The organism is Mesorhizobium sp. B2-4-17 (assembly GCF_006441275.1).
Taxonomy (GTDB): domain Bacteria; phylum Pseudomonadota; class Alphaproteobacteria; order Rhizobiales; family Rhizobiaceae; genus Mesorhizobium.
The window spans coordinates 87417-109429 of the sequence record NZ_VFUX01000003.1 but is presented as its reverse complement, the minus strand read 5'-3'; the positions used below and the strand labels follow the sequence as shown (position 1 = coordinate 109429).

Here is a 22013-nt window from a genome sequence, read left to right as displayed (position 1 = left end):
GGCTGCCCTTCGTCCGCCTTTTCGGGCATCATCTCCCGCAAACGGGGAGATGGAAAAGGGCGCCGCCGCTATCTTCCCTCGCGGTACCACATCGAGCCCATCGCCAGAAGCAACAGGCCGAGGCCGAGGAAGCCGCCGAACAGCGGCACGCGCGAGACGGCCTTCAGGACGCTGTCGTCGGTGGTGCGCAGGCCGATCCAGTCGCTGCCGGAGGCTGCGCCGGCCGAGCGCACCGGCACGATGGAAGGCAGGCTCACCTCGCTGCCAGTAGCGGCGGACGGGGTCAGCCGGCGCACGCTGCCGCCGGTGGCTTCCGCCGGCGCCTTCAGCCGGTCCTCGGTGGAGACGACATCGGCGAATTCCGGCGCGTTGACCGGTCCGACATGGGCCAGCGCGGTGAGATCGCCATTGGCGACCTGGAAGAGGCCGATCTCGCTGGTCTGGACGCTGCCGAGGAAGACGCCGGGCTCGGACTTCTCGAGCTTGACGGTCAAGGTCTTGCCGGAGGGGGTGATGATCTGTGCCGGGCCGGGTTGGTCGGCCATCGTCTGGCGGCGGATCTCCAGCACCATGCCGCGTCCCTCGGCGGTCAACCGCTCTTCCTCGAGCTCAGGCTCCTTCATCAGCCAGTGGGCGATGCGCCGGTAGAGCTGGACATGCGGACCGCCGCCCTCGAAGCCGCGCGCCCACAGCCAGCCCTGATCGGACAGGAGCATGCCGACACGGCCTTCGCCCTTGCGGTCGAGCAGGAGCAGCGGCCGGTTGTCGGCCCCCTTCATCACCACTTCGCCTTGCGGGTTCTGCACCCCGATGGTGCGGAACCAGCGGCTCCAGTGCGGCGGTTCTGTGGCCGAACCGTCGAGGCCGCGCGTCACCGGGTGACGTTGGCCGAGATCGGTCAAGCGTGGATAGAAGGCCTTTTCGACCACCTCGCCGGTCGGCATGGCGGGCAGGGCCGACATCAGCGGCGTACGCGCGATCGAACTTTCTCCGGCATATTCGGGGCCGGCGGCGATCAGCAGCGCGCCGCCCTTTTCGACATATTCGGAGATGTAGTCGTAATAGAGGATCGGCAGCACGTCGCGGTGCTGGTAGCGGTCGAAGATGATGAGGTCGAAATCCTTGATCTTCTCGACGAACAGTTCGCGGGTCGGGAAGGCGATCAGCGACAATTCGTTGATAGGCGTGCCATCCTGTTTCTCGGGCGGCCGCAGAATGGTGAAATGGACGAGATCGACCGAGGCGTCGGATTTCAACAGGTTGCGCCAGGTGCGCTCGCCGGCATGCGGCTCGCCGGAGACGAGCAGCACGCGCAAATTCTCGCGGATGCCGTCGACCAGCGCGATGGCGCGGTTGTTGGTATCGGTCAATTCGCCCGGTTCGCGGTCGATGGCGAGTTCGATGATGTTGCGGCCGGCGCCCGGAATGGTCACCTGCAGCGGCATCGCTTGGCCGACGGTGGCGTGCTCGACCGAAACCTGTTCGCCATTGACGGAAACGCGCACATCGACAGGTCCGCTCTCGTTCTCCGTCGAGATGACGCGGTAGGTCATGTCGAGCGGCTTGCCGACGAGGCCGAAGCGCGGCGCGTTCTCGAAGCGGATGCGGCGGTCCTTTTCGTGCTCGTTGCCGGTGATCAGCGCATGCAGCGGGGCGTTGAAGTCGGCAGCGCCCGGAGGCGCGTCATGCACCTCGCCATCGGTGATCATGATGGCGCCGCCGACGCGCGAGGGCGGCACGTCGCGGAAGGCGCCTTCCAGCGCGCTGAACAGCCGGGTTTCAGTGCGCTCCTCGGCGGCGTCGGACTTGCCGGCCTCGACGACCCGGACGTCGAACTGCTTGAAGCGGCCAAGACGCTGTTGCAGCCCGGCGAGCGCCTCATCGGTCTGCTTGGTGCGGTCGCCAATATCCTGGCTCTGGCTGCGGTCGACGATGAGGGCAACCACGCTCTTCAGCGGATCACGCTCCTCATTGAGGAATACCGGATTGAAGAGGGCGGCGGCGAGCGCCAGCAGGGCGACGAAGCGAAGGACCGCGCCGCGCTGGCGAAACCACAGGCCGACAAGCGCAAGCAGCGCCAGCGGCACAAGCACCAGGGCCCAAAGCGGCCAGGAGATCAGCGGTTCGAAGGAGATCGACCAGTTCATGCCTTATCCTCCCCTTGTGGGGAGGGGCCGATCCGCGTGGGGAGCGTAACAAAGAACCTCATCCTACTGCCCCAGCCGTTCGAGCAGTATCGGCACATGCACCTGGTCGGATTTGTAGTTTCCGGTCAGCATGTACATCATGATGTTGACCCCGGCGCGCAGCGCATACATGCGCTGCATCGGGTCGGCCGGCACGGTCGGCAGCAGAGGGTCGCCATTCTCGTCGACCGCCCAGGCGCCGGCGAAATCATTGGCGGTGATCATGATCGGCGAAACGCCGTCGCCAGTGCGCACCGGCCGGTTGTCGGCATTGCTGGCGTCGAGCGATGCCTCGACCCAGAGCGGGCTGCCGGCGAAACGGCCGGGAAATTCGGGCAGGATGAAGAAGGATTTTGTCAGCACATGGTCCGACGGCACCGGCTCCAGCGGCGGCACGTTGAGGTTGCCGAGGATGTCGCGCAGCCGTTCCGTCGCCGGGCTGGTGGAATTGGCGCCGATGCCGTTGGCGAACTGGTCGCGCGTGTCGAACAGCACCGTGCCGCCCTGCTGCATATAGGCGTCGATGCGGGCGATCGCGGCCTGGCTCGGCATGGGCGCCGCCGGATTGATCGGCCAGTAGATCAGGGGATAGAAGGACAGTTCGTCCCTCGATATGTCGACGCCGGCTGGCGCGCCCGGTTCCAGGGCGGTCTTCTCGATCAGGAAACGGGTCAGGCCCTCGAGCCCGGCGCGGCTGATCGAATCGTCGCCCGGCACGCCGGTCAGCACATAGGCGATGCGGGTCTTAGAGATCGCCGCGATCGCGGCCTCGTCGCCCGGCTTGGCGTCATCGGCGCGGGCCAGATCGGCATGGCCGAACAGCGCGCCAAGCGCAATCAGGATCGCGGCGGTGGTTGCCACCGCGCCGGCACGGCGCGGCCGGCGCGAAAACAGGCCGCCCATCCACAACACCGCCAGCGTGTCGAGCAGCATCAGCACCAGGACTGCCGCGACCAGCCCACCCTTCAGGTTGCGCGATTCGTCGAAGGCATACTGGATCGTGGTAACCGGCACGGTGATTTGCGGGCGCGCCAGCGGCGCGAAGGTGCTCGCGGCATCAAGCAGGTTGTGAGCGAAGACACCGGTCTCCGAGCCATAGAGGCCGGGCGGATTCTCGATAGTCACCGGCAGCGCGCCGGCGCCTGGCACCAGTGGACGTGCATCCGGTGTCGGCGGCACCAGCGAGCCGTCGGCCGCGATCATGCGATAGGGCGCCAGCGACGTGGCGGCGGCTTCGGCATTGGCGATCGCCGCACCCTGGTTGCGTGACAGCTGCACGATGCGGCGCAGCATCTCGACGAAGCTGCCCGATATCGGCAGGTTCGACCATGTCGCCTCGGGCGTGACGTGGAACAGCACCAGCGTGCCCTTGCCCTTCTTCAGGCCGGTGACCAGCGGCGTGCCGTCGGCAAGGGCCGCCCAGGTGCGCTCGACGATGTCGGGTGTCGGCTCGGCCAGCACCTGCCTGCTCACTGTGACTTCGGTGGGCGGCGCCAGGTCGGCGAAGGGGCCGGCCTTCGGAAATTCGGTCACCGGCTGTGGCGAGGTCCATGACAATGCGCCGCCGAGCGAGCGCTCGCCTGTGCGCAGGCGGACCGGCAGAAGGTCGTCGTCATTGCCGGCGGCCGCCAGCCGCGAGCCGGCGAAACGCACCAGCGTGCCGCCATTGTCGACCCAATCGACCAGCCTTTGGCGGACCTGCGCCGGAATGGTGCCGATATCGGCCATGATGATCATCGCCGGCTTCTGGTCGAGGATCTGCGGGATGGCGTCGGCTAGATCGGCGCTGGAGGGTTCGACCAGATCGGCGAAAGGCTGCAGCGCACGCCTGATGTAGTAGAGCGGCGACAGGAGCGGCTGCGCCTGGTCGGCTTCGGCCTGCGACAGCAGCCCGACGCGGCGGCGCTTGGAGCTTTCATCCAGAACGCGCACCGCACCGGCGTGGCGCTCGCCGTCGAGCGCGATCGAGGCGAAGTCGTTGCGCAACTCGAACGGCACCGTCATGGTGCCCGTGGCCGTGGCTTCGCCGGGCGCGAAGGTCAGCGTCGCATCGGCGATGCGGCGCCCCTTATCGTCGAAAGCGCCGGCGGTGACCTGCGCCGGAGCCGGATCGCCCGGCGCGCGGATAGCGGTCAGAGCAAAGCCGTCGACCTGATTGTCGGCCGCGGTCAGGCCGGTCAGGGAAAGCCGGTCAGCGGTTGCCCAGACGATGCGGGCGGCATTTTTCGACAAGAGCGTGTTGAAGGCGGCCTCGTCGCCCTTGGCGGCCAGGCCGTCAGCCAGCACGGCGACGCTGGCGCCGGGCAAGGTCTCCAGCGCGCCGGCGACGCGGGTATAGACAGCGGGCCGGTCGGTCGGGATCGGCCGCGGCTTGGCGGCACGCAGCCGGTTCAGCGCGGCGGCGGCATCGAAGGGGCCGATCTCGGCATTGGGCTTTTCGGCCGTGAAGGCAAGGATGACCGGCACGCCGTTGGAGCCGGCATCGGCGATCAGCCGTTCGGCGGTGGCGACGCGCTTGCTCCAGTCGGCGGCACTGGCCCAGTCATTGTCGACGACCAGTGCAAGTGCCGCACCCTCGGCCGGCAATTTCTCGCGCGGATTGAAGACCGGTTCGGCCAATGCTGCGACGATGAGCGCCGCCATTAGCAGCCTGAGCAGCGTCAGCCACCAGGGGCTCTGCTGCGGCGTCTCCTCGCGCTTCAGCACGCGCGCCAGGATCTTCAGCGGCGGAAAGATCTCGGTCTGCGGCTTGGGCGGCGTCAGCCTGAGCAGCCACCAGATCACCGGCAGCGCCAGCAGGCCCCACAGCACCATGGGAGCGCCAAAGGAGAGCGGCAGCCAGCTCATGCCACGGCCTTTCCAGGCTGACCGGAGGTCGGCCCGGCAAGAGCAGAGGGCAGCCCGGCACGACTAGAGGTCGGCCGGGCACGACCAGAGGTCGGCCGGGCATAAGAGCCATCGGCGGTCATTGCCATGTGCAGGCGCACCAGGGCGTCGGAAGCCAGCCGGTCTGTGTGGTTGACGGTGAAGCTCCAGCCGAGCCGCTTGCACCAGCCGGCCAGTTCCTGGCGGCGGGCGGTGTAGAGCAGGCGGTATTCATCGCCCAGCACCTCGGCACGTCCCGCGGTCAGCTTGTCGCCGGTCTCCGGATCGGTGAACTCCGTGCGGCCGGCATAGGGGAAGGTTTCCTCGGCCGGATCGGCGACCTCGATCAGATGGGCGCGCACGCCGTGGCGGGCGAGGACGTCGAGCCAGGCCATGGTTTCCTCGACGGAATCGAGGAAATCGCTGACGATGACGATGTCGCAGAAGCGCCTGATATCGGACAGGTCAGGCTTTGCCGGCAAGTCGCCGGCATGCATCAACTGGGCGGCGATGCGCTCGGCGCCGTTGCGCGCGGTGAACGGATCGGTCAGGCCAGGCCAGGCGATGCGTTCGCCGCTGCGCGACAACAGTTCGGCCATGGCCAGCGCCAGTACCAGCGCGCGCGATTGCTTGGAGACGCCGGCGCCCGTCGACTTGTAGAGCATGGAGGGCGAGGGATCGGCCCACAGCCAGACCGTATGGGCGGCTTCCCATTCGCGGTCGCGCACATAGGTGTGGTCGTCGCGGGCCGAGCGGCGCCAGTCGATGCGCGAGGCGTCACCCTCCACATAGGGCCGGAACTGCCAGAAATTCTCGCCGATGCCGCGTTTGCGGCGGCCGTGCCAGCCGGCGATCACGGTGTTGACGATGCGGCGCGCCTCGACCAGCAGGTCCGGCACAAGCGAAGCCCGCAACCGGCCGCGGGCGAGCGCGTCGCGCGTCGCTGCCGGAGCCTGGACCTCGCCGATTCGCGCCATCAAATCCCTTTCACGAGTTTCGCCACCACGTCGCGAACGCTGGTGCCTTCGGCGCGGGCGGCGAAAGTGAGCGCCATGCGATGCTGTAGCACCGGCTCGGCCAGCGCGCGCACGTCGTCGACCGAAGGTGCCAGGCGCCCATCGTAAAGAGCGCGGGCACGCGTGCACAGCATCAGCGCCTGGCTGGCGCGCGGACCGGGACCCCAGGCGACGTGCTTGTCGGTTTCGGCATTGCCTTGGCCCGGGCGCGCCGAGCGCACCAGGGTTAGGATCGCCTCGACGACGCTTTCGGGCACCGGCATGCGCCGGATCAGCGTCTGGATCTCCTTCAGCCGGGCGGGCTGCAATACATTGGTCGCCTTGGCGTCCTCGACGCCGGTGGTCTCCAGCAGGATGCGGCGCTCGGCTTCGATCTCGGGATAGAGAATGTCGACCTGCATCAGGAAGCGGTCGAGCTGGGCTTCGGGCAGCGGATAGGTGCCTTCCTGCTCCAGCGGGTTCTGCGTCGCCAGCACATGGAAAGGCGAGGGCAGATCATGGCGGGCGCCGGCAATGGTGACGTGATACTCCTGCATCGCCTGCAGCAGCGCCGACTGGGTGCGCGGCGAGGCGCGGTTGATCTCATCGGCCATCAGAAGCTGGGCAAAGATCGGCCCGGAGATGAAGCGGAAGGATCGCTTGCCGGTCTCGTCCTGCTCCATGACCTCGGAGCCGAGGATGTCGGACGGCATCAGGTCGGGCGTGAACTGGATGCGGCGCGAATCGAGGCCGAGCACGACGCCCAGCGTCTCGACCAGCTTGGTCTTGGCAAGGCCCGGCACGCCGACCAGAAGCGCATGGCCGCCGGCAAGCAGCGCCACCAGCGTACGCTCGACGACGTTCTCCTGACCGAAGATCACCCGGCCGACCCCGTCGCGGATCCTGGAAATGTCGGCGAGCGCCTTCTCGGCCTCGGCGACCATGTCCTTTTCGCTGATCGGGCTTTCCTTGACAATCACGCTCATGCCGCATCGATCCCTTTGGTTTGGAAATACCGGCTCGCACCATACCATAGGTGCCGCGATTCGGCCTCGCGTAGCGCCTATGTTCGAATTTAAATCACAGACTTAGGCTGACAAGCGGAACAACAGTGACTATTTCGTGACCATGACGGAACACTCGCCACATCGCGAACAAAGCCTTACCGATGCCACCGAGGCGCGGGGCCTCGAGGCGCTGATCGCGCGTGCGGCCCGTGCCGGCAAGGGCGCGGCGCCGGTCGAGCACTGGAATCCCGACTTTTGCGGTGATCTCGATATGGAGATCAAGGCTGACGGCACCTGGTTCTACCTGGGAACGCCGATCGGCCGCATGCCGCTGGTCCAGCTTTTTTCCTCAGTGCTGCGCAAGGATGCCGACGGCAGGACCTATCTGGTAACGCCGGTGGAAAAGGTCGGCATCCGCGTCGCCGATGCGCCCTTCATCGCCGTCGAGATGGATGTTTCGGGCCGCGGCGGCGAACAGATCATCACCTTCCGCACCAATGTCGGCGACGTGGTCGAGGCCGGACCGGAGCGGCCGCTGCGTTTCGTCGACGAGGACGAGACCGGAGGCCTGAAGCCCTATGTGCTGGTGCGCGGCAGGCTGGAGGCGCTGGTGGCGCGGCCTGTCATGTACGAGCTGGTCGGCCATGGCGAGGAGGTCGAGATCGACGGCAGGACGATGTTCGCCGTGCGCTCCAAGGGAGCGGTGTTCGCGATCATGCCGGCCGACCAATTGAAACAGCTGAGCGCGTGATGGACCATATGGCGCCGGCGCCGTTTTCATCGGCGGATTTTCGCACGCGCTTCGCCGCGCAGCCGCAAGCGCATGCCGACGACGACTATGGCGATCACCGCTTCAATCCCGGCCACCCGCGCCTCACCCAGAACAAGGCGCTGCGCAATGCCGCGCTGCTGATCCCGGTGGTCGATCATGACGGCGAGGCGACGGTTCTGTTGACCAAACGGGCCGAGAAGCTGCGCAGCCATTCAGGGCAGGTGGCCTTTCCCGGCGGCACCATCGACCCGACCGACGCGAGCCCGGAAGCAACGGCGCTGCGCGAGACCTTCGAGGAGATCGGCCTCGGCGGCGATCGCATCGAGATCCTCGGCCGCATGCCCGATTATGTCGCCGGCAGCGGCTACCGCATCGCGCCGGTGCTGGGCATCGTGCGACCCGGCTTCGAGCTGACCTTGAACGCCGACGAGGTCGATGCCGCTTTCGAAGTGCCGCTGCGCTTCCTGATGGACCCGGTGAACCACAAACGCGACAGCCGCATGTGGAACGATCTCGAATGGTTCTTCTACGACATGCCCTATGGCGACAGGCGCATCTGGGGCGTCACCGCCGGCATCATCCGCACGCTCTATGAAAGGCTCTATGCGTGAGTGTATCGATCGCGGGCAGGGCCGACTGGCTCGGCGACAAGCATCTGCAGCGCCTGCTTGGCGCGCTCACCGAGGGCGGTGAGGAGGCGCGTGTCGCCGGTGGCGCCGTGCGCAATGCGCTGATGGGCCAGGCGGTCGCCGATATCGACATCGCCACCACCTGCCTGCCGCAGGAAACGGTCCGCCGCGCCGAGGCGGAAGGCTTCAAAACGGTGCCGACCGGCATCGAGCATGGCACGATCACGGTGGTCGCCGGCGGCAAGCCCTATGAAATCACCACTTTGCGCGCCGATGTCGAAACCGATGGCCGTCGCGCCAGGGTGTCGTTCGGCCGCGACTGGAAGCTCGATGCCGAGCGGCGCGATTTCACCATCAACGCGCTCTACGCCGAGGCTGACGGGACGGTTGTCGACCTTGTCGGCGGCATCGCCGACATCGAGGCCCGCCGGCTGCGCTTCATCGGCGACACGGAGGCGCGCATCCGCGAGGATTATCTGCGCATCCTGCGCTTCTTCCGCTTCTTCGCCTGGTATGGCGAAGGCCGGCCGGACGCCGAGGGGCTGAAGGCCTGCGCCCGGCTGAAGGACGGGTTGGCGCAACTTTCGGCCGAACGCATCTGGTCCGAACTGAAGAAGCTGTTGTCGGCGCCTGATCCCTCGCGGGCGCTGCTCTGGATGCGCCAGGCGAGCGTCTTGACCGCCGCACTGCCGGAAAGCGAGAAATGGGGCATCGATGCGATCCACGGGCTGACCAAGGCCGAGAAGGATCTGGGCTGGGCGACAGATCCGATGCTGCGGCTGGAGGCGATCGTGCCGCCGGACGCCGCGCGCATGAAAACGCTCACCGAGCGCCTCAGGTTGTCGACCGGCGAAGCAGACCGGTTGCGCCACTGGGCGGTGGCCACCGCCGTCGCGTCGAGGACGACCGAGGGCGAACTGGCGAAAAGGCTGTACCGTGGCGACCGGCAGGGGTTTGTCGATCGCCTGCGGCTGGCGCTTGCATCGGTGCGGATGCGCGCCGCCGAGGACAATGACGCGCTGCTCGAAGCCGGCGGTTTTTCGCGCCTGCTTGCCTTCGCGCTCAAATGGGAAAAACCAGTGTTTCCGCTGAAGGGCGCCGATCTGACCGCGCTCGGCGCAACGCCGGGGCCAAAGCTCGGTGAAATCCTCAAGAACCTTGAGGCGGAATGGATCGACGCGGGGTTTGCGCTTGATCGCGGCGCGTTGCTTGAGCGCGCCGCAAAGGCACTTGAAACCTGAACGCGTCGCGTCGAAACGGATCACGCGCCGCGCTTTGGATCAGGTCTTTGTCTCGATGCCTGTCGTTCTCCCAAGGCCACTTTGGGAGATATGCATTGCCCATCTACCTGATTGCCACGGGAGCCAGGGCGCGTGACAGGCTCGCTTCGCCTTTGCCATAGACGGAGGCCCTATAGTTGACCAGGGTGTCGGTCCGAGCCGTATTGAGCAGATCGTTGGTGATCTGGGTCGGCGTGGCCTTGGTGAACTTGCTGCCTATTATCGCCGCATATCCTGAAATGATCGGCGCGGCGAAGGAGGTGCCATAAAGGCCTGTCTTGCTTCCATCGACACCAACAACAAGGAAGTGGCTTTGCACCAGCGGATTGGAGCCGGCGTAGTCCGAGTACCAGGCAAGCTGCGCCTTGTTGGTTGTCGTGCCATTCGTCGACAGCGCACCGACGAAGATTGCTGTTTGCTTGCCGATCAGGGCGAGATTGAGATAGTCCTGCTGGCCGTTCGTGACACCCCCGACCGCGACGGAGTCGTTGCCGGCCGCCTTTGAGATGATGGCCGATCCACTGCTGGCATAGGAGATGATCGACGCCTCTTCCGGTGCCCACCCGATCTGGTTCACGCTGTAGCCTGCGGTCGTGTACATCCCGTAGCTGAGGTTGAGCACGTTACGGCCGGGCGCTAGCGAGACCGCCGAACCTGTGGAGAAGTCTTTAGATCTGATGCTCGCCCAGGGCGCGATCATGCCGGCTTCCTCGCGGGTCCATTCACCGTGCCGCTGGTTTTGAACCCCGACGCCGAAGTTACCGGAGAAGCGCGACGAACTGCTGAAGTCGTCGACGATGGTCATGGTGACGCCCTGCCCCTTGTAGCCTGCCGCCCATGCGGCACCGACGTCGGGGCTCATCCATCCTGGTGTGGCAGCTTGCGTACGCGCGGTCGGGATTGTTGCGCTCACGCATATGGATAGGCCGCCATGGCACAGCGCGGCCATTTCCTCCGCATCGGGAGCCTCCTGTGCCGACGCGATCGGCGCCGACAGCATGGCGAAAGCGAGGGCGATACCGAATTTCAAGTGATTACCTGACATGTTCCAACTCCGGTCAAACAAGAAACTGGGACGGGCGATCGCGAACTTCGGCGAGATGGTTTTCTCGATCCAAGGCATCGGCGATCAGAAACTAACACGGTAGTTCAGCCAGAGATGCTGGCTCTCCGGTTTAGCGTTAACCAGATATTTCAGCGTTTCCTCAGGTGCCATCTGGCTGGCCGCGAGGCGGCAATTGACGCTGTAGGTACCGAAGTCGCCATAATCGGCTTCGCAGGCCTTTTCGGTGAGCTTGCCGCCGAAGGTCGTGGTGAGCGACAGGGAAAGCGTACTGTTCGGATTCGGATGCATCTGGGTGAGGAAGCCAAGCTTCAGGCTGGGCTGGATCCGATACTTCTCGCCCTCTTCTCCGGTTCCAAAGCCCCAAAGGATGCCGGTATCCTCGGTGACCTGGGTCAGCAGGTCCACGTGCATGTCGACCCAGCTTGCGCGGTACCATTGGTTGAACGATACCCGGTTTCCGTTCTGCAGTTCGTAACCGCCGTTGCCCAGGCCCTTCGCGCGATCGCTGAGTGGCGAGCCCTGATGGATGTCGACCAACGATGTCGTCATTTCCTGGGCAATAGCCGGCGACCCCTCAAGGAGCGCGCACAGGAGGAGCGCCGCCGAGCGGAAACTCTCTCGATTGCCGGACTTTTCGCGCATGCGCGAAACACCTCGCCTACCGATTCCGGACCAGTGCCTGATGGCGACGGGCTCCTCTTGCAGCCCGCTGTAGCCGGATTATCGGTGCGACAATGGCATGGATCGGTTACCGCCGGGTTTACTTTAGTTAAGGCGAATGTAATTTTTTGGCCCTGCGAGGTCTGGCGGCATGACGTTCGCGATCGCGTCGAACGCCATCGCGGACGCCGTGGCCCAACGCTGTTCTATCTGCCTGCTTTACAGCCAATCTTGAGCGCCGACGCTTATCTCTTGCCACAAACCCAGGCGCCAAGACCTACGCCGCGTCGCGAGCCTTCTGGATACGCGAACGGATCGCCTCGATCATCGTCTCGCGGATGATGGTCTCACCATGTGTCTCGCGCATATGTTCGACGGCACGGCGCATCACTTCGGCTTCCTCGTTGGCACGGGTGTGCCATTCACAGCCGGGAACGAGCGACCCGCAGTGAAATTCCTTCATCGGATTTCTCCCTTTCCTCCGTGAAACCTGGTCAGGCTCCGGTACGCTTTTTGGCTCGTGGCCCGTCCGAGTTGCACCTCCGGATCATCGAGCGGGTGAGCATAACACAGATGGGGCGATGTTGGTTGCCGTCAATGGGCAAAAGGCGGAGCAGCACTGCTCCGCCCCGTTACGCTTACCCCTCGTACGCCTACCGCAGGCGGCAGGCCGGACATCGTCTCGCCGCGCCCTTGCGGACAGGCGTCACTTCACGATCTTGATCGCCTCGGCAACCTTGTTCTTGCCGCTCATGTCCCATGAAACTCTGACCTTTTCGCCGGCCTTCAGGCCAGGATCCTTGAAGGCCTTGGAGAGCGTAAAAGAAGATCCGTCGTCGAGCACAAGGCTCATGGCCGCCGCGTCGAATGTCTTGACCGTTCCAGTGGTGTGCTTGACGGCGGCGAACGCCACCGAACCGGAAGCAAGAAGGGCAGCCGCGGCAGTCGAAACAATGATCTTGCGCATTGCGAAATACTCCTGGGAAAGGGCGGGCATCCTTTTGGCGCCCGCATCGTCCTGGGCCATCCGGATCCGTCGAGTCGCGATTCGCTTTGTCCTGATGCAATTCCGAACGAAAAACCGCTTTGCAGTTTTCCTGGAATGCTTAGGCAAACCGCCGGCGCTTCCCGACCCGCCCCGACAAATAGCCCAATCTTTTCCGATGGCTATTAGACGAAAAGAAAGTCCCGACGCCACATTCGCCCCCCATTTCGGGGAAATGGGACAGCAATGCGGCTCACACCGGGCTCACCATCTTGTTACGGCCAGCGGACCTCCGGCGGCAGGCTGGACAGGATCGATGCGACATTGCCGCCGGTCTTCAGGCCAAAAATGGTGCCGCGATCGTAAAGCAGGTTGAATTCGACATAGCGGCCACGGCGAATGAGTTGTTCGTCGCGGTCGCCGTCGGTCCAGTTCTCGTTGAAATTGGCGCGCACGAGGTGGCCGTAGACGACCAGGAAGGAGCGTCCGACATCCTGGACGAAGTTGAAGTCGGCATTCCAGCCGCCCTTGTCCTCGGCTGAATGCAGCCAGTCGAAGAAGATGCCGCCAGTGCCGCGCGGCTCATTGCGGTGCGACAGGAAGAAGTACTCGTCGCACCAGGTCTTGAACTTCGGGTAGTCGGCAATGCCGGCGTTCCTCTCGCAAGCGAACTCCATGGCGCGGTGAAAGGCTGCCGTGTCGGGATCGTCCTGGGCGCGGCGGCGGTCGAGCACTGGCGTCAGGTCGGCGCCGCCGCCGAACCATTGGCTTGAGGTGACCACCATGCGCGTGTTCATGTGCACGGCCGGCACGTTGGGATTCCAGGGGTGCGCGATGAGTGAGATACCGGAGGCCCAGAAGCGCGGGTCTTCCTCGGCGCCGGGCATCTGCTTCCTGAATTCGGGCGAGAACTCGCCATGGACCGTCGAAGTATGGACGCCCACCTTCTCGAAGACGCGGCCGTGCATCATCGACATGGTGCCGCCGCCACCCCTGCCGGCATCGCGTTCCCAAGGCGTCTTTTCAAAGCGGCCTGGCGACCATGAGGCCAGAGGGCCTTGCAGATCCTGTTCGATCTGCTCGAAGGCCGCGCAGATACGTTCGCGCAGCGCCTCGAACCACAGGCGTGCCTTCACCTTCTTCTCTTCGATGTCGGCCGGCAGGCCAGCCGGTATTTCGGGTCGTTCCAAGTGCCGTCTCCGGTTGCGGGCGGTGAGTCCACAAAAGACTCGTCTTTTCCGGGCGCGATCCCTAATCTCTTAGGGAACACGGTCAAGTGTCATTGCGGCACCACGCGTCCTTTGGACGCGCAAGGAACGCCGCAAGACTTGGTTTTGGCGCATGGTCCTTTCCGAAACGCGGGTCCGGTTTCGGGGCCATGTGCTGCGGTGCAAGGAGTTTTTTCATGCGCACCCCGGCAAGACCGCCGCTGGATGGCCTGAAGAAAAGGCTCGACCAGAGCCGGGCCGAACGCGCGCGCATGCCGCGTGACGGTTTCCTGCGCGAGACCTTCGTCCTGCCGCGCTCCGATGCCCGCCTGAAGGCCAAGGAATGGTTCGAGCGCTTCCCCAAACAGGCCTACTGGACCGAGATCGAAAGCTGGTTCGAGCGCCCGGGGGATCTGATCGAGTTCACCATCAGGCGGCTGCCGGCAGCGGATTAACGCTCGACCAACAGGCGCCTCGCGCCCGTTCCTTCGCTGGCCAGCCGATCCCCCTTGTTCCTGAGCGGGCATTTGTCGATCGACATGCAGCCGCAGCCGATGCAGTCGGTCAGCCCGTCGCGCAGCTTCTTTAGCTGGCTGATTTTCAGGTCGAGGCTATCGCGCCAAGCCGTTGAAAGCAGATTCCAATCTTCACGTGTCGGCGTGCGGCATTCAGGTAAAGATTCAAGTGCGGCACTGATTTCAGCAAGCGAAATGCCGACCTCCTGCGCCACCTTGATGATCGCCACCCGACGCAGCACGTCGCGGCCGTAGCGCCGCTGGTTGCCTGACGTGCGGTGGCTGCGGATCAGCCCGCGCGCTTCGTAGAAATGCAGCGCAGACACGGCGACACCGCTGCGCCTGGCCACCTGGCCGACCGTCAATTCCGTTACAGCTGCCATGTCCCACTTTTCCGCTTGACCTCAAGTTAAGTTGAGCTTGTAGCGAAGAGATATCGATTGAGCAAATAAGGAGAGGCGATGTGCGCCTGGGTGAGAATGACTGGAGAAACCGCTGTCGTCGGCGGCGGCAAGGGCGGTGCCGTCGATGGGCATCGGATCCTATCCGAGCTGCCGGACGGCTTCGCCAGCCACCATGGCGACGGAAAGCGCGACGTTGATGCTGCGCGCGGTGCCTTGCATGGGGATAGTCAGCCGTGCGTCCGCCGCCTGGTGGACTTGATCCGGCACGCCCGCGGATTCGCGGCCGAACAGCAATATGTCGCCGTCGGCGAAGCTGAAGCTGGTATAGGCGGTGGTCGCCTTGGTCGACAGAAGTACCAGCCTGCGCGCGCCGGCCTTACGCCATTCCTCGAAGGCCTGCCAGTCGACATGCCGGGTCAGGGCAGCCATTTCGAGGTAGTCCATGCCGGCGCGCTTGAGCGCCTTGTCGGAGAGCGGAAAGCCGGCCGGTTCGATGATGTCGACGCCAAGGCCAAGGCAAGCGGCGAAGCGCAGGATTGTGCCGGTATTGCCGGCAATGTCAGGCTGGTAGAGCGCGATGCGGAGACGACAGTTCATTTCCGCATCCTTCTAATAAGTGGCAGATCGGCCACAGCGGGCTGGCGGTTTTGGAAATTCCTGGACCTGCGGGTGGCCATTTTCTGCGAAGTCGGGTATGTCAGCACCATTGTCAACCCGAACCGATGGAGGGGTATTTCATGATGACCATGCACATCCAGCGCCCCTCCCGTGGGCTTACCTGCCTGCTGGCGGTTTCGGTACGACAATTCTCCTGACTCTCTAAGACTTGATCGCACCGATTCCCGCCGAAACGTTTTTTCGGCTCCTGAAGGAATCCTGCGATGTTTTTCAAAAAGTCAAAAGGGCTGAACGCCCCACCTGAAGACGTCCGGACCGACACGTTCAGTCGTGTCCAGATCGATGCTCGGCATCGTGTCCGGACCGATGCAATCCGCGCCTCCGGCCGAATGCCGGCGGACGATGTTGCTTCGCCTTTTCATCTCTATTTTCACACGGAGGACGGACGGATGTTCGATCCCTACAGAATACCGGGCTCGAGGAGCCTGCATATCCACCGGCTGCCGACCTGGACGCTGCTGATCGGCGATACCTATTCGTCGGCGGTTCATGCCGAAGTCCGCCGACGCCCGCATCGCGGCATGCTGCCGGATGTCGATTTCTCGCGAGCGGTTCCCGATCCGAGCCGGCCGTCGCTGGTGCGCCGCATCATCCGGCTGATCCGGCCCGGCGCGAAGATCCGGATTGTCGGCACCACGCCGACGGCATCATCGAACGATGCTGTCGGCGAAAAGCCCGCGAGTCCCTATATTGCGCGAAGCAGGGCCGACGGTCCGGATGATTCCGGACCGTCGGCCCCTGGCGCCATGCGGTCCGGGGACTTCGTACGTCGTCAGGCCGCCTAAGCGGAAAACAGATTTCACAGGCATGACCTATGTTGTTGTTTAGCTGGTTTGAAAGAAGGCTCGATCCGTTCCCCGCGGGGGAACCGGTCGAGCCGCCCAAGACGCTGGTCGCCTTCTGCCTGCATTATACGCGCGGCGCATGGCCTTATATCCTGACCGATGCGGTGCTGGTGACGGCGATCGCCATCGCCGAAGTGTGGATGTTCGGCTTCCTCGGCCGCATCGTCGACTGGCTGTCGGGGCAGAACCGCGAAGCCTTCCTGCAGACGGAGGCCTGGAAGCTCGCCGGCATGGCCTTCATCGTGCTGTTTGCGCTGCCGGGCACGGTGTGGCTGCATTCGCTGCTCAACCAGCAGACGCTGATGGGCAACTATCCCATGCGCATCCGCTGGCAGGTGCATCGCTACCTGCTCAAACAATCGATGAGCTTCTACCAGGACGAATTCGCCGGCCGCATCGCCACCAAGCTGATGCAGACGGCGCTCGCCGTGCGCGAATGCGTCATCAAGGTGATCGATGTCCTGAACTACGTCATCGTCTATTTCCTCGGCATGCTGTTCATCGTCGGTTCGGCCGACTGGCGGCTGGCCGCCCCGCTGGCTGTCTGGCTGGTCGGCTATGTCCTGTTGCTGCGCTTCTTTATCCCGCGCCTGGGCAAGGTCGGCGAGGAACAGGCCAATGCACGCTCGACCATGACCGGCCGCGTCGTCGACAGCTACACCAACATCCAGACGGTCAAGCTGTTCAGCCATTCGCGCCGCGAGGCCGCCTTCGCCAGGGAAGGCATGATGGGCTTCCTCGACACGGTCTATCGGTCGATGCGGCTGGTGACGGTGCTTTTCGGCTCGCTTTACATCCTGAACGCGCTTCTCCTGTTCTCGGTTACCGCCATCTCGCTGTGGCTGTGGCTTGGCCAGGCGGTAACGATCGGCGCGGTCGCCGTGGTCATCGGCCTGGTGCTCAGAATGTGGGGCATGTCGCAGTGGATCATGTGGGAAATGTCAGGCCTGTTCGAGAACATCGGCACGGTGCAGGACGGCATCGCCTCGATCTCGCTGCCGCGCCTGGTCGAGGACAGGCCGGATGCGAAGGAGATCACGGTTTCCAAAGGCGAGATCCGTTTCGAGGACATCCGCTTCCACTATGGCAAGCAGAAAGGCGTGATCGAAAACCTGTCGCTGGCCGTGAAGCCGGGCGAGAAGGTCGGCATTGTCGGCCGCTCGGGCGCCGGCAAGTCGACGCTGGTCAACCTTCTGCTGCGTTTCTACGACCTGGAAGCCGGCCGCATCCTGATCGACGGCCAGGAGATCGCCGGGGTGAAGCAGGATTCGCTGCGTGCCCAGATCGGCATGGTCACGCAGGACACCTCGCTGCTGCATCGCTCGGTGCGCGACAACATTCTCTATGGCCGGCCCGACGCCACCGACGAGATGCTTGTGGAGGCATCGCGGCGGGCCGAGGCGCTGGACTTCATCGGCGCGCTCTCGGACCACAATGGCCGCAAGGGCTTCGACGCCCATGTCGGCGACCGTGGCGTCAAATTGTCGGGCGGCCAGCGGCAACGCATCGCCATAGCTCGCGTTATGTTGAAAGATGCCCCGATACTTATCCTTGACGAGGCGACGTCGGCACTGGATTCCGAAGCCGAGGCAGCCATCCAGGAGAATCTCTACAAGCTCATGCAAGGCAAGACCGTCATCGCCATCGCGCACCGGTTGTCGACCATCGCCGCCATGGACAGGCTCGTTGTGATGGACCAGGGCCGTGTCATCGAGGAAGGTTCGCACGAGGAACTCGTCGCCAGGGGTGGGCTCTACGCACAGCTCTGGCAGCGCCAGTCGGGCGGGTTCCTGCTCGAGGACATCCCGACCGACGCCGCCAACGATAGTGTTGCCAACGATATTGGCGCAAAGGGGCAAGCCGCAGAATGATGGCCGCCGCATGATGACAGCCGTCTATCGGTGGTTCGAGAACTGGGTCTATCCATTCAGGGAGCCGGCGAATCTTCGGCCACCGTCCAGCGTCGGCGGTTTTCTCTGGCATTATGTCGGCCAGGCGAAGTTCGCCTTCTTCGCCATGCTGGTCATTGGCGGCATCGCGCCGCTGGTCGAGGCCGGCCTGTTCTACTTCGTGGGGAAGCTGGTCGATATTCTCGACCAGCTTCCCGGCGAGCGCAGCTGGCATGCGCTGTGGACCGCCGCCGGCCCTGAGCTGGTGTTCATGGTCGCGGTGGTGCTGGTCATCCGCACCGTGGTCGTCGGCCTGTCGGCGCTGGTCGACGAGCAGACGATCACGCCCGGCTTCTACAATCTGGTGCGCTGGCAAGCGCACCGGCACGTCTCGCGCCAGTCCTACGCCTTCTTCCAGAATGATTTCGCCGGCCGCATCGCCACCAAGGTCTGGCAGGCGGGACAGGCGACGGGCGACCTGATGGAAAGCTTCATCGAGGTCGTCTGGTTCATGGTCGTCTATACGGTGACCACGCTGGCGCTGGTCGCCGGCCTCGATCTCAGGCTGGCGGCGCTGGTGGTGGTCTGGATCACGGCGTTCGGCTTTCTGGCCAGGCTCTATTTGCCGGCGATCCGCAAGCATGCCGAGGCGACCGCCGAGGCAGGATCGATGATCAACGGCCGCATCGTCGATTCCTATTCGAACGTGCAGACGCTGAAACTGTTCGCGGCCGACGGCGATGACCACTACATCAGGAACGGCTTCGACATCTATCTCGACGCGCTGCGTCCCTTCACCCGCCGGCTTACCGGCGTGCGCATGGCGCTGACGACGCTGTCGGGCATCATGATCACGGCGATCGGCTGCTTTGCCGTCTATCTCTGGGTCGAAGGCTCGATCACCGTCGGCGCCGTCGCTTTCACGCTGTCGCTGGTGCTGCGGCTCAACATGCTTCTCGGCCGCCTGATGATGCAGATGAACAGCATCCTGCGCAATCTGGGCGTGCTGGAGAACTCCAAGGCGCTGATCTCGCAGCCGCTCGGGCTGGTCGATGCGCCTAATGCCAAGGAACTGATCGTGACCGGCGGGCGCATCGATGTGAAGGGCATCGAGTTCCACTATGGCAAGGGGTTTGGCGTGCTGGGCGGCATCGACCTTGTCGTGCGTCCGGGCGAGAAGGTCGGGCTGGTCGGCCCATCGGGTGCGGGCAAGACGACGCTCGCCAATCTGATCCTGCGTCTCTACGACCTTGAGGACGGCTCCATCACAATCGATGGCCAGGAAATCTCCACGGTGACCCAGAATTCGCTGCGCGCCAATATCGGCGTCGTCAGCCAGGACACCGCGCTGTTCCATCGTTCGCTGCGCGACAACATCAAGCTCGGCATGCCCGACGCGACCGACGCCGAGGTGATCGCGGCGGCAAAAAAGGCCGAGGCACATGACTTCATCCTGGGCCTGCGAGACAACAGGGACCGTGCCGGCTACGAGGCCTTCGTGGGCGAGCGCGGCGTGAAGCTGTCGGGCGGCCAGCGCCAGCGCGTGGCGATCGCCCGCCTCTTTCTCAAGGATGCACCGATCCTGATCCTCGACGAGGCGACCTCGGCGCTCGATTCCGACATCGAGGCGGCGATCCAGGAGAATCTCACCCGGCTGATGGAAAACAAGACGGTCATCGCCATCGCCCACCGGCTGTCGACGATCGCCGCACTCGACCGCCTCGTGGTGCTCGATGGCGGCCGCATCATCGAGCAAGGCACGCATGAAGAGCTAGTGGCGCTGGACGGGCTCTACGCGCGGCTATGGAAGCGCCAGTCCGGCGGCTTCCTCTATCATGAGGAAAGCGTGCTGGAAGAGACGCGGCCGGCGGAGTAGGCGCATGGGTGGACAGGCGAAGATCGACTATGGGGTCAGGCGACTGCGGCCAACAACGCCGGCCTTCGACAGGCTGAAGGAAGAGAGCCGGCTGGAAGGCTATTGGATGCTGGTGCGCCTGGCGGATGGCTGGGCAAGCGGCCGCGACAAGTTCCTCAAACGGGGCGAGGCGCTGTTTGGAGCATGGCATGGCGCGGAGCTCGCAGGTGTCTGCGGGCTGAACATCGATCCTTATTTCGAGGGCAGGGACCACGGCCGGGTCCGGCATCTGTTCGTCAGCGCGCGTCACCGCCGCGCCGGCCTTGGCCGCATGCTGGTCGAGACCGTCATCGACCGGGCCCGCCAGTATTTCACCGTGTTGAACACCAGGGCGCCGCGCGAAGCCTTCGCTTTCTATGAGCGGCTTGGCTTTCAGCGCGTGGAGGCCGAAGAATTCGTCACCCACCGCATGGTGTTCGGAAAGGGAAGCTGAAATGTCCTTGCGTCCGCCATCTCATCTTGCCGGCGCCTCGGCCGCCGAAGCGGCCTTCGACGCGCTCGGCCATGAAATCCTGGCCGAGAAGGCGGCGGCACTCGGGCGTGCCGGGCAGCGGGTTGAAGAAACGCTGGGTAGGTTGCGCGACAATGCCGACGAGCAGTTGCGCCCCCGATTGCTCAAGGAGGCCACGGTGGCCGTTCACGCCTATTTCATCCAGCGCGAACTGTGCGGCCTTCGAAAGCACGACGCCGTGATCCGCGAATACAATATTCCGAAAACCGTGCTGGTCAGGCTCGGCGCCATGTAGGGTCGGCGCTGGCCGCGCTGATTTCCCTGTGGAAACGCGCCAGGCGGTTGGCGAGCCCTTCGGGATTTTCATCGGCGACGAAATGTCCGCTGTTGGGGATGATGTCGCCCTCTACTTTCGAAAGCCCGGCCGCGAGCAGGCCATCGACATAGTCGCCGATATCGCCGGGCTCCGCCGATCCCCTGAGATACAGCACCGGAATCGCGATCGGCTGCGCGGGCCGCGCGGCATTGGCTTTGGCGTCTTCGGGGAAGGCGCGATACCAGTCGAATCCGGCCTGGAGGCTTTCGGGCCGGGAATAGGCTTTTGCATAGATTTCCCGGGCATCATCCGGGATCGAGGCCCGGTCCTTCGAAAGCGCATTGAAGAAGAAGTCGAAATAGGCGCTCTGATGGCCGCTTACCAGCGTTTCCGGCAAGGCCGGGACGGCATGGAATGCAAAATGCCAGATCCGCGGATTGCCAATGACCTTCTCCCACGGCGCAATGCCCGGAATGACGACATCCATGATCGCCGCGCCGCAGAGGATCTCGGGATGGTCGCGCAGCAAGGCAAACACGATCTGGCCGCCGACATCATGGCCGGCGGCCACGAGTTGCCGCAGGCCGCAAGCCTCGGCCACGCCTCTCATCAGCCTTGCCAGGGTCCTCTTATCGCCAGCGCCGGGCAAGCCCTGCGAACCGCCGATGCAGGGCAGGTCGGGCGCGACGACCCGGTATTCGGTTGCCAGCCGGCCGATCACCCGTTCGAACGCGTAGGAGCTTTGTGGCCATCCGTGCAGCAGGAGGAAAGCCGGCGCTCCGGCCGGGCCCGCTTCGCGCATGGCAATGCTCAGCCCTTCGATTTCGATGTCCGAGGTTTGCATGTCCTGGCCGTGTCGACCGCCCATCCAGTGAATCTAGGCGGCAACCGGAAACCGACAAGCAAGGCATCATCACTCCAGCCACTCGGTGATGAAAGTGCCGTTCTCGTGGATGTCGGTCGTTTCAGGGGCCCCGGACCGAGATTGGTGAATTTATGCGGCGTGTGCGGCGGCACGATCAGGATCTGGCCGGCCGAGGCCTCGATCTCCTGATCGCCTACGGTGAACAGGCCGGTGACCTGGCGGATGATGAAAATCTCGGAATAGGGATGGACGTGCAGGCGCGGGCCGCCGCCGACATCGGGCAGTAGTTGAAGATCAGGCAGGTGTTGGAGCCGCAGGCGCCGCATTGCAGTTCGCCTTCCAGCGGTCGGAACGAACAGCCCGTTCCTCGCGGTCTACGACGTGCGCCATGCCTCCTGTGTCGAGGTGCACAAGGACACTGGATTTGCGGTTGTTTCCCGGCTGTTTAGCCGCCTTTTGCGGCCATTCGCCGTCTTGCCGCG

21 protein-coding genes and 1 pseudogene are annotated in these 22013 nt (G+C 64.3%); 9 read left to right on the top strand and 13 right to left on the bottom strand.

The genetic code is table 11. The annotated features are described in order from the left end of the window. Nucleotides 1-68: 68 nt before the first annotated feature. The 4 genes from FJ548_RS04045 to FJ548_RS04030 form a co-directional block, all read right to left on the bottom strand. Nucleotides 69-2147, bottom strand: a complete 2079-nt coding sequence (locus FJ548_RS04045; protein ID WP_140610746.1) for a hypothetical protein — start codon at nucleotides 2145-2147, stop codon at nucleotides 69-71. 63 nt (nucleotides 2148-2210) lie between these two features. Continuing rightward, nucleotides 2211-5033, bottom strand: a complete 2823-nt coding sequence (locus tag FJ548_RS04040) for a DUF4159 domain-containing protein (protein ID WP_140610745.1) — start codon at nucleotides 5031-5033, stop codon at nucleotides 2211-2213. Continuing rightward, entirely contained in the window at nucleotides 5030-6028 is a 999-nt protein-coding gene (locus FJ548_RS04035) for a DUF58 domain-containing protein (protein WP_246671538.1), read from the bottom strand. Before FJ548_RS04035 ends, FJ548_RS04040 begins: the two co-directional genes overlap by 4 nt. Continuing rightward, nucleotides 6028-7032 carry a MoxR family ATPase gene (locus FJ548_RS04030; RefSeq protein WP_140610744.1) on the bottom strand — a complete coding sequence of 335 codons (1005 nt, stop codon included), beginning with the start codon at nucleotides 7030-7032 and terminating at the stop codon, nucleotides 6028-6030. The genes FJ548_RS04035 and FJ548_RS04030 overlap by 1 nt, the downstream gene beginning before the upstream one ends. A 142-nt stretch (nucleotides 7033-7174) precedes the next feature. On the opposite strand from FJ548_RS04030, the gene FJ548_RS04025 reads away from it, so the two are divergent. From FJ548_RS04025 to FJ548_RS04015, 3 genes are read left to right on the top strand one after another with little or no spacing between them, the layout of a single operon-like run. After that, nucleotides 7175-7804, top strand: coding sequence for a DUF1285 domain-containing protein (locus FJ548_RS04025; RefSeq protein ID WP_140759949.1), 630 nt, complete (start codon nucleotides 7175-7177; stop codon nucleotides 7802-7804). Next, entirely contained in the window at nucleotides 7804-8436 is a 633-nt protein-coding gene (locus FJ548_RS04020) for a CoA pyrophosphatase (protein WP_140776929.1), read from the top strand. The genes FJ548_RS04025 and FJ548_RS04020 overlap by 1 nt, the downstream gene beginning before the upstream one ends. Then, entirely contained in the window at nucleotides 8433-9695 is a 1263-nt protein-coding gene (locus FJ548_RS04015; RefSeq protein ID WP_140776927.1) for a CCA tRNA nucleotidyltransferase, read from the top strand. Before FJ548_RS04020 ends, FJ548_RS04015 begins: the two co-directional genes overlap by 4 nt. A 103-nt stretch (nucleotides 9696-9798) precedes the next feature. Here the strand turns inward: FJ548_RS04015 and FJ548_RS04010 are convergent, their stop codons facing one another. The 5 genes from FJ548_RS04010 to hemF form a co-directional block, all read right to left on the bottom strand. Continuing rightward, a complete protein-coding gene (locus FJ548_RS04010) occupies nucleotides 9799-10857 on the bottom strand; it encodes a S8 family serine peptidase (protein ID WP_246671537.1) in 1059 nt (352 codons plus the stop codon). A gap of 6 nt (nucleotides 10858-10863) precedes the next feature. After that, the gene (locus FJ548_RS04005; RefSeq protein ID WP_140610741.1) at nucleotides 10864-11442 is read right to left on the bottom strand and encodes a hypothetical protein; all 579 of its coding nucleotides are present in this window, start codon (nucleotides 11440-11442) and stop codon (nucleotides 10864-10866) included. 295 nt (nucleotides 11443-11737) lie between these two features. Then, the gene (locus FJ548_RS04000; RefSeq protein WP_140610740.1) at nucleotides 11738-11923 is read right to left on the bottom strand and encodes a DUF1059 domain-containing protein; all 186 of its coding nucleotides are present in this window, start codon (nucleotides 11921-11923) and stop codon (nucleotides 11738-11740) included. 243 nt (nucleotides 11924-12166) lie between these two features. Further along, nucleotides 12167-12427 (bottom strand): DUF1344 domain-containing protein, encoded by a 261-nt coding sequence (locus FJ548_RS03995; protein WP_140610739.1) that lies wholly within the window; start codon nucleotides 12425-12427, stop codon nucleotides 12167-12169. Between the two features lie 293 nt (nucleotides 12428-12720). Further along, nucleotides 12721-13635 carry an oxygen-dependent coproporphyrinogen oxidase gene (hemF, locus tag FJ548_RS03990; RefSeq protein WP_140776925.1) on the bottom strand — a complete coding sequence of 305 codons (915 nt, stop codon included), beginning with the start codon at nucleotides 13633-13635 and terminating at the stop codon, nucleotides 12721-12723. A 215-nt stretch (nucleotides 13636-13850) separates the two neighbouring features. Here hemF and FJ548_RS03985 point away from each other — a divergent pair, with 215 nt between their 5' ends. Then, nucleotides 13851-14108, top strand: a complete 258-nt coding sequence (locus FJ548_RS03985) for a hypothetical protein (protein WP_023770299.1) — start codon at nucleotides 13851-13853, stop codon at nucleotides 14106-14108. Here FJ548_RS03985 and soxR read toward each other — a convergent pair. Together soxR and FJ548_RS03975 are read right to left on the bottom strand one after the other, a co-directional pair. Further along, entirely contained in the window at nucleotides 14105-14551 is a 447-nt protein-coding gene (gene soxR / locus FJ548_RS03980) for a redox-sensitive transcriptional activator SoxR (RefSeq protein ID WP_140776923.1), read from the bottom strand. The genes FJ548_RS03985 and soxR overlap by 4 nt on opposite strands. Nucleotides 14552-14710: 159 nt before the next feature. Next, nucleotides 14711-15169, bottom strand: coding sequence for a tRNA (cytidine(34)-2'-O)-methyltransferase (locus tag FJ548_RS03975; RefSeq protein WP_140692122.1), 459 nt, complete (start codon nucleotides 15167-15169; stop codon nucleotides 14711-14713). A 470-nt stretch (nucleotides 15170-15639) separates the two neighbouring features. On the opposite strand from FJ548_RS03975, the gene FJ548_RS03970 reads away from it, so the two are divergent. The 5 genes from FJ548_RS03970 to FJ548_RS03950 are packed head-to-tail and all read left to right on the top strand — an operon-like array spanning nucleotide 15640 to nucleotide 20645. Beyond that, entirely contained in the window at nucleotides 15640-16035 is a 396-nt protein-coding gene (locus FJ548_RS03970) for a hypothetical protein (protein WP_140776921.1), read from the top strand. A gap of 29 nt (nucleotides 16036-16064) precedes the next feature. Next, entirely contained in the window at nucleotides 16065-17966 is a 1902-nt protein-coding gene (locus FJ548_RS03965; protein ID WP_140776919.1) for an ABC transporter ATP-binding protein, read from the top strand. A 10-nt stretch (nucleotides 17967-17976) separates the two neighbouring features. Then, on the top strand, nucleotides 17977-19860 hold the full coding sequence (locus FJ548_RS03960) for an ABC transporter ATP-binding protein (RefSeq protein ID WP_140776917.1): 1884 nt from the start codon (nucleotides 17977-17979) through the stop codon (nucleotides 19858-19860). Nucleotides 19861-19864: 4 nt separating this feature from the next. After that, nucleotides 19865-20332 carry a GNAT family N-acetyltransferase gene (locus FJ548_RS03955; RefSeq protein WP_140776915.1) on the top strand — a complete coding sequence of 156 codons (468 nt, stop codon included), beginning with the start codon at nucleotides 19865-19867 and terminating at the stop codon, nucleotides 20330-20332. Nucleotide 20333: 1 nt separating this feature from the next. Next, complete coding sequence (locus FJ548_RS03950) at nucleotides 20334-20645, top strand: DUF6665 family protein (RefSeq protein ID WP_140776913.1); 312 nt, start codon at nucleotides 20334-20336, stop codon at nucleotides 20643-20645. Here the strand turns inward: FJ548_RS03950 and FJ548_RS03945 are convergent. Next, the gene (locus FJ548_RS03945) at nucleotides 20626-21510 is read right to left on the bottom strand and encodes an alpha/beta hydrolase (RefSeq protein ID WP_140776911.1); all 885 of its coding nucleotides are present in this window, start codon (nucleotides 21508-21510) and stop codon (nucleotides 20626-20628) included. The two genes, FJ548_RS03950 and FJ548_RS03945, sit on opposite strands and share 20 nt — an antisense overlap. A 69-nt stretch (nucleotides 21511-21579) precedes the next feature. After that, nucleotides 21580-21921: pseudogene (locus FJ548_RS03940) on the bottom strand (cupin domain-containing protein). Nucleotides 21922-22013: the final 92 nt, after the last annotated feature.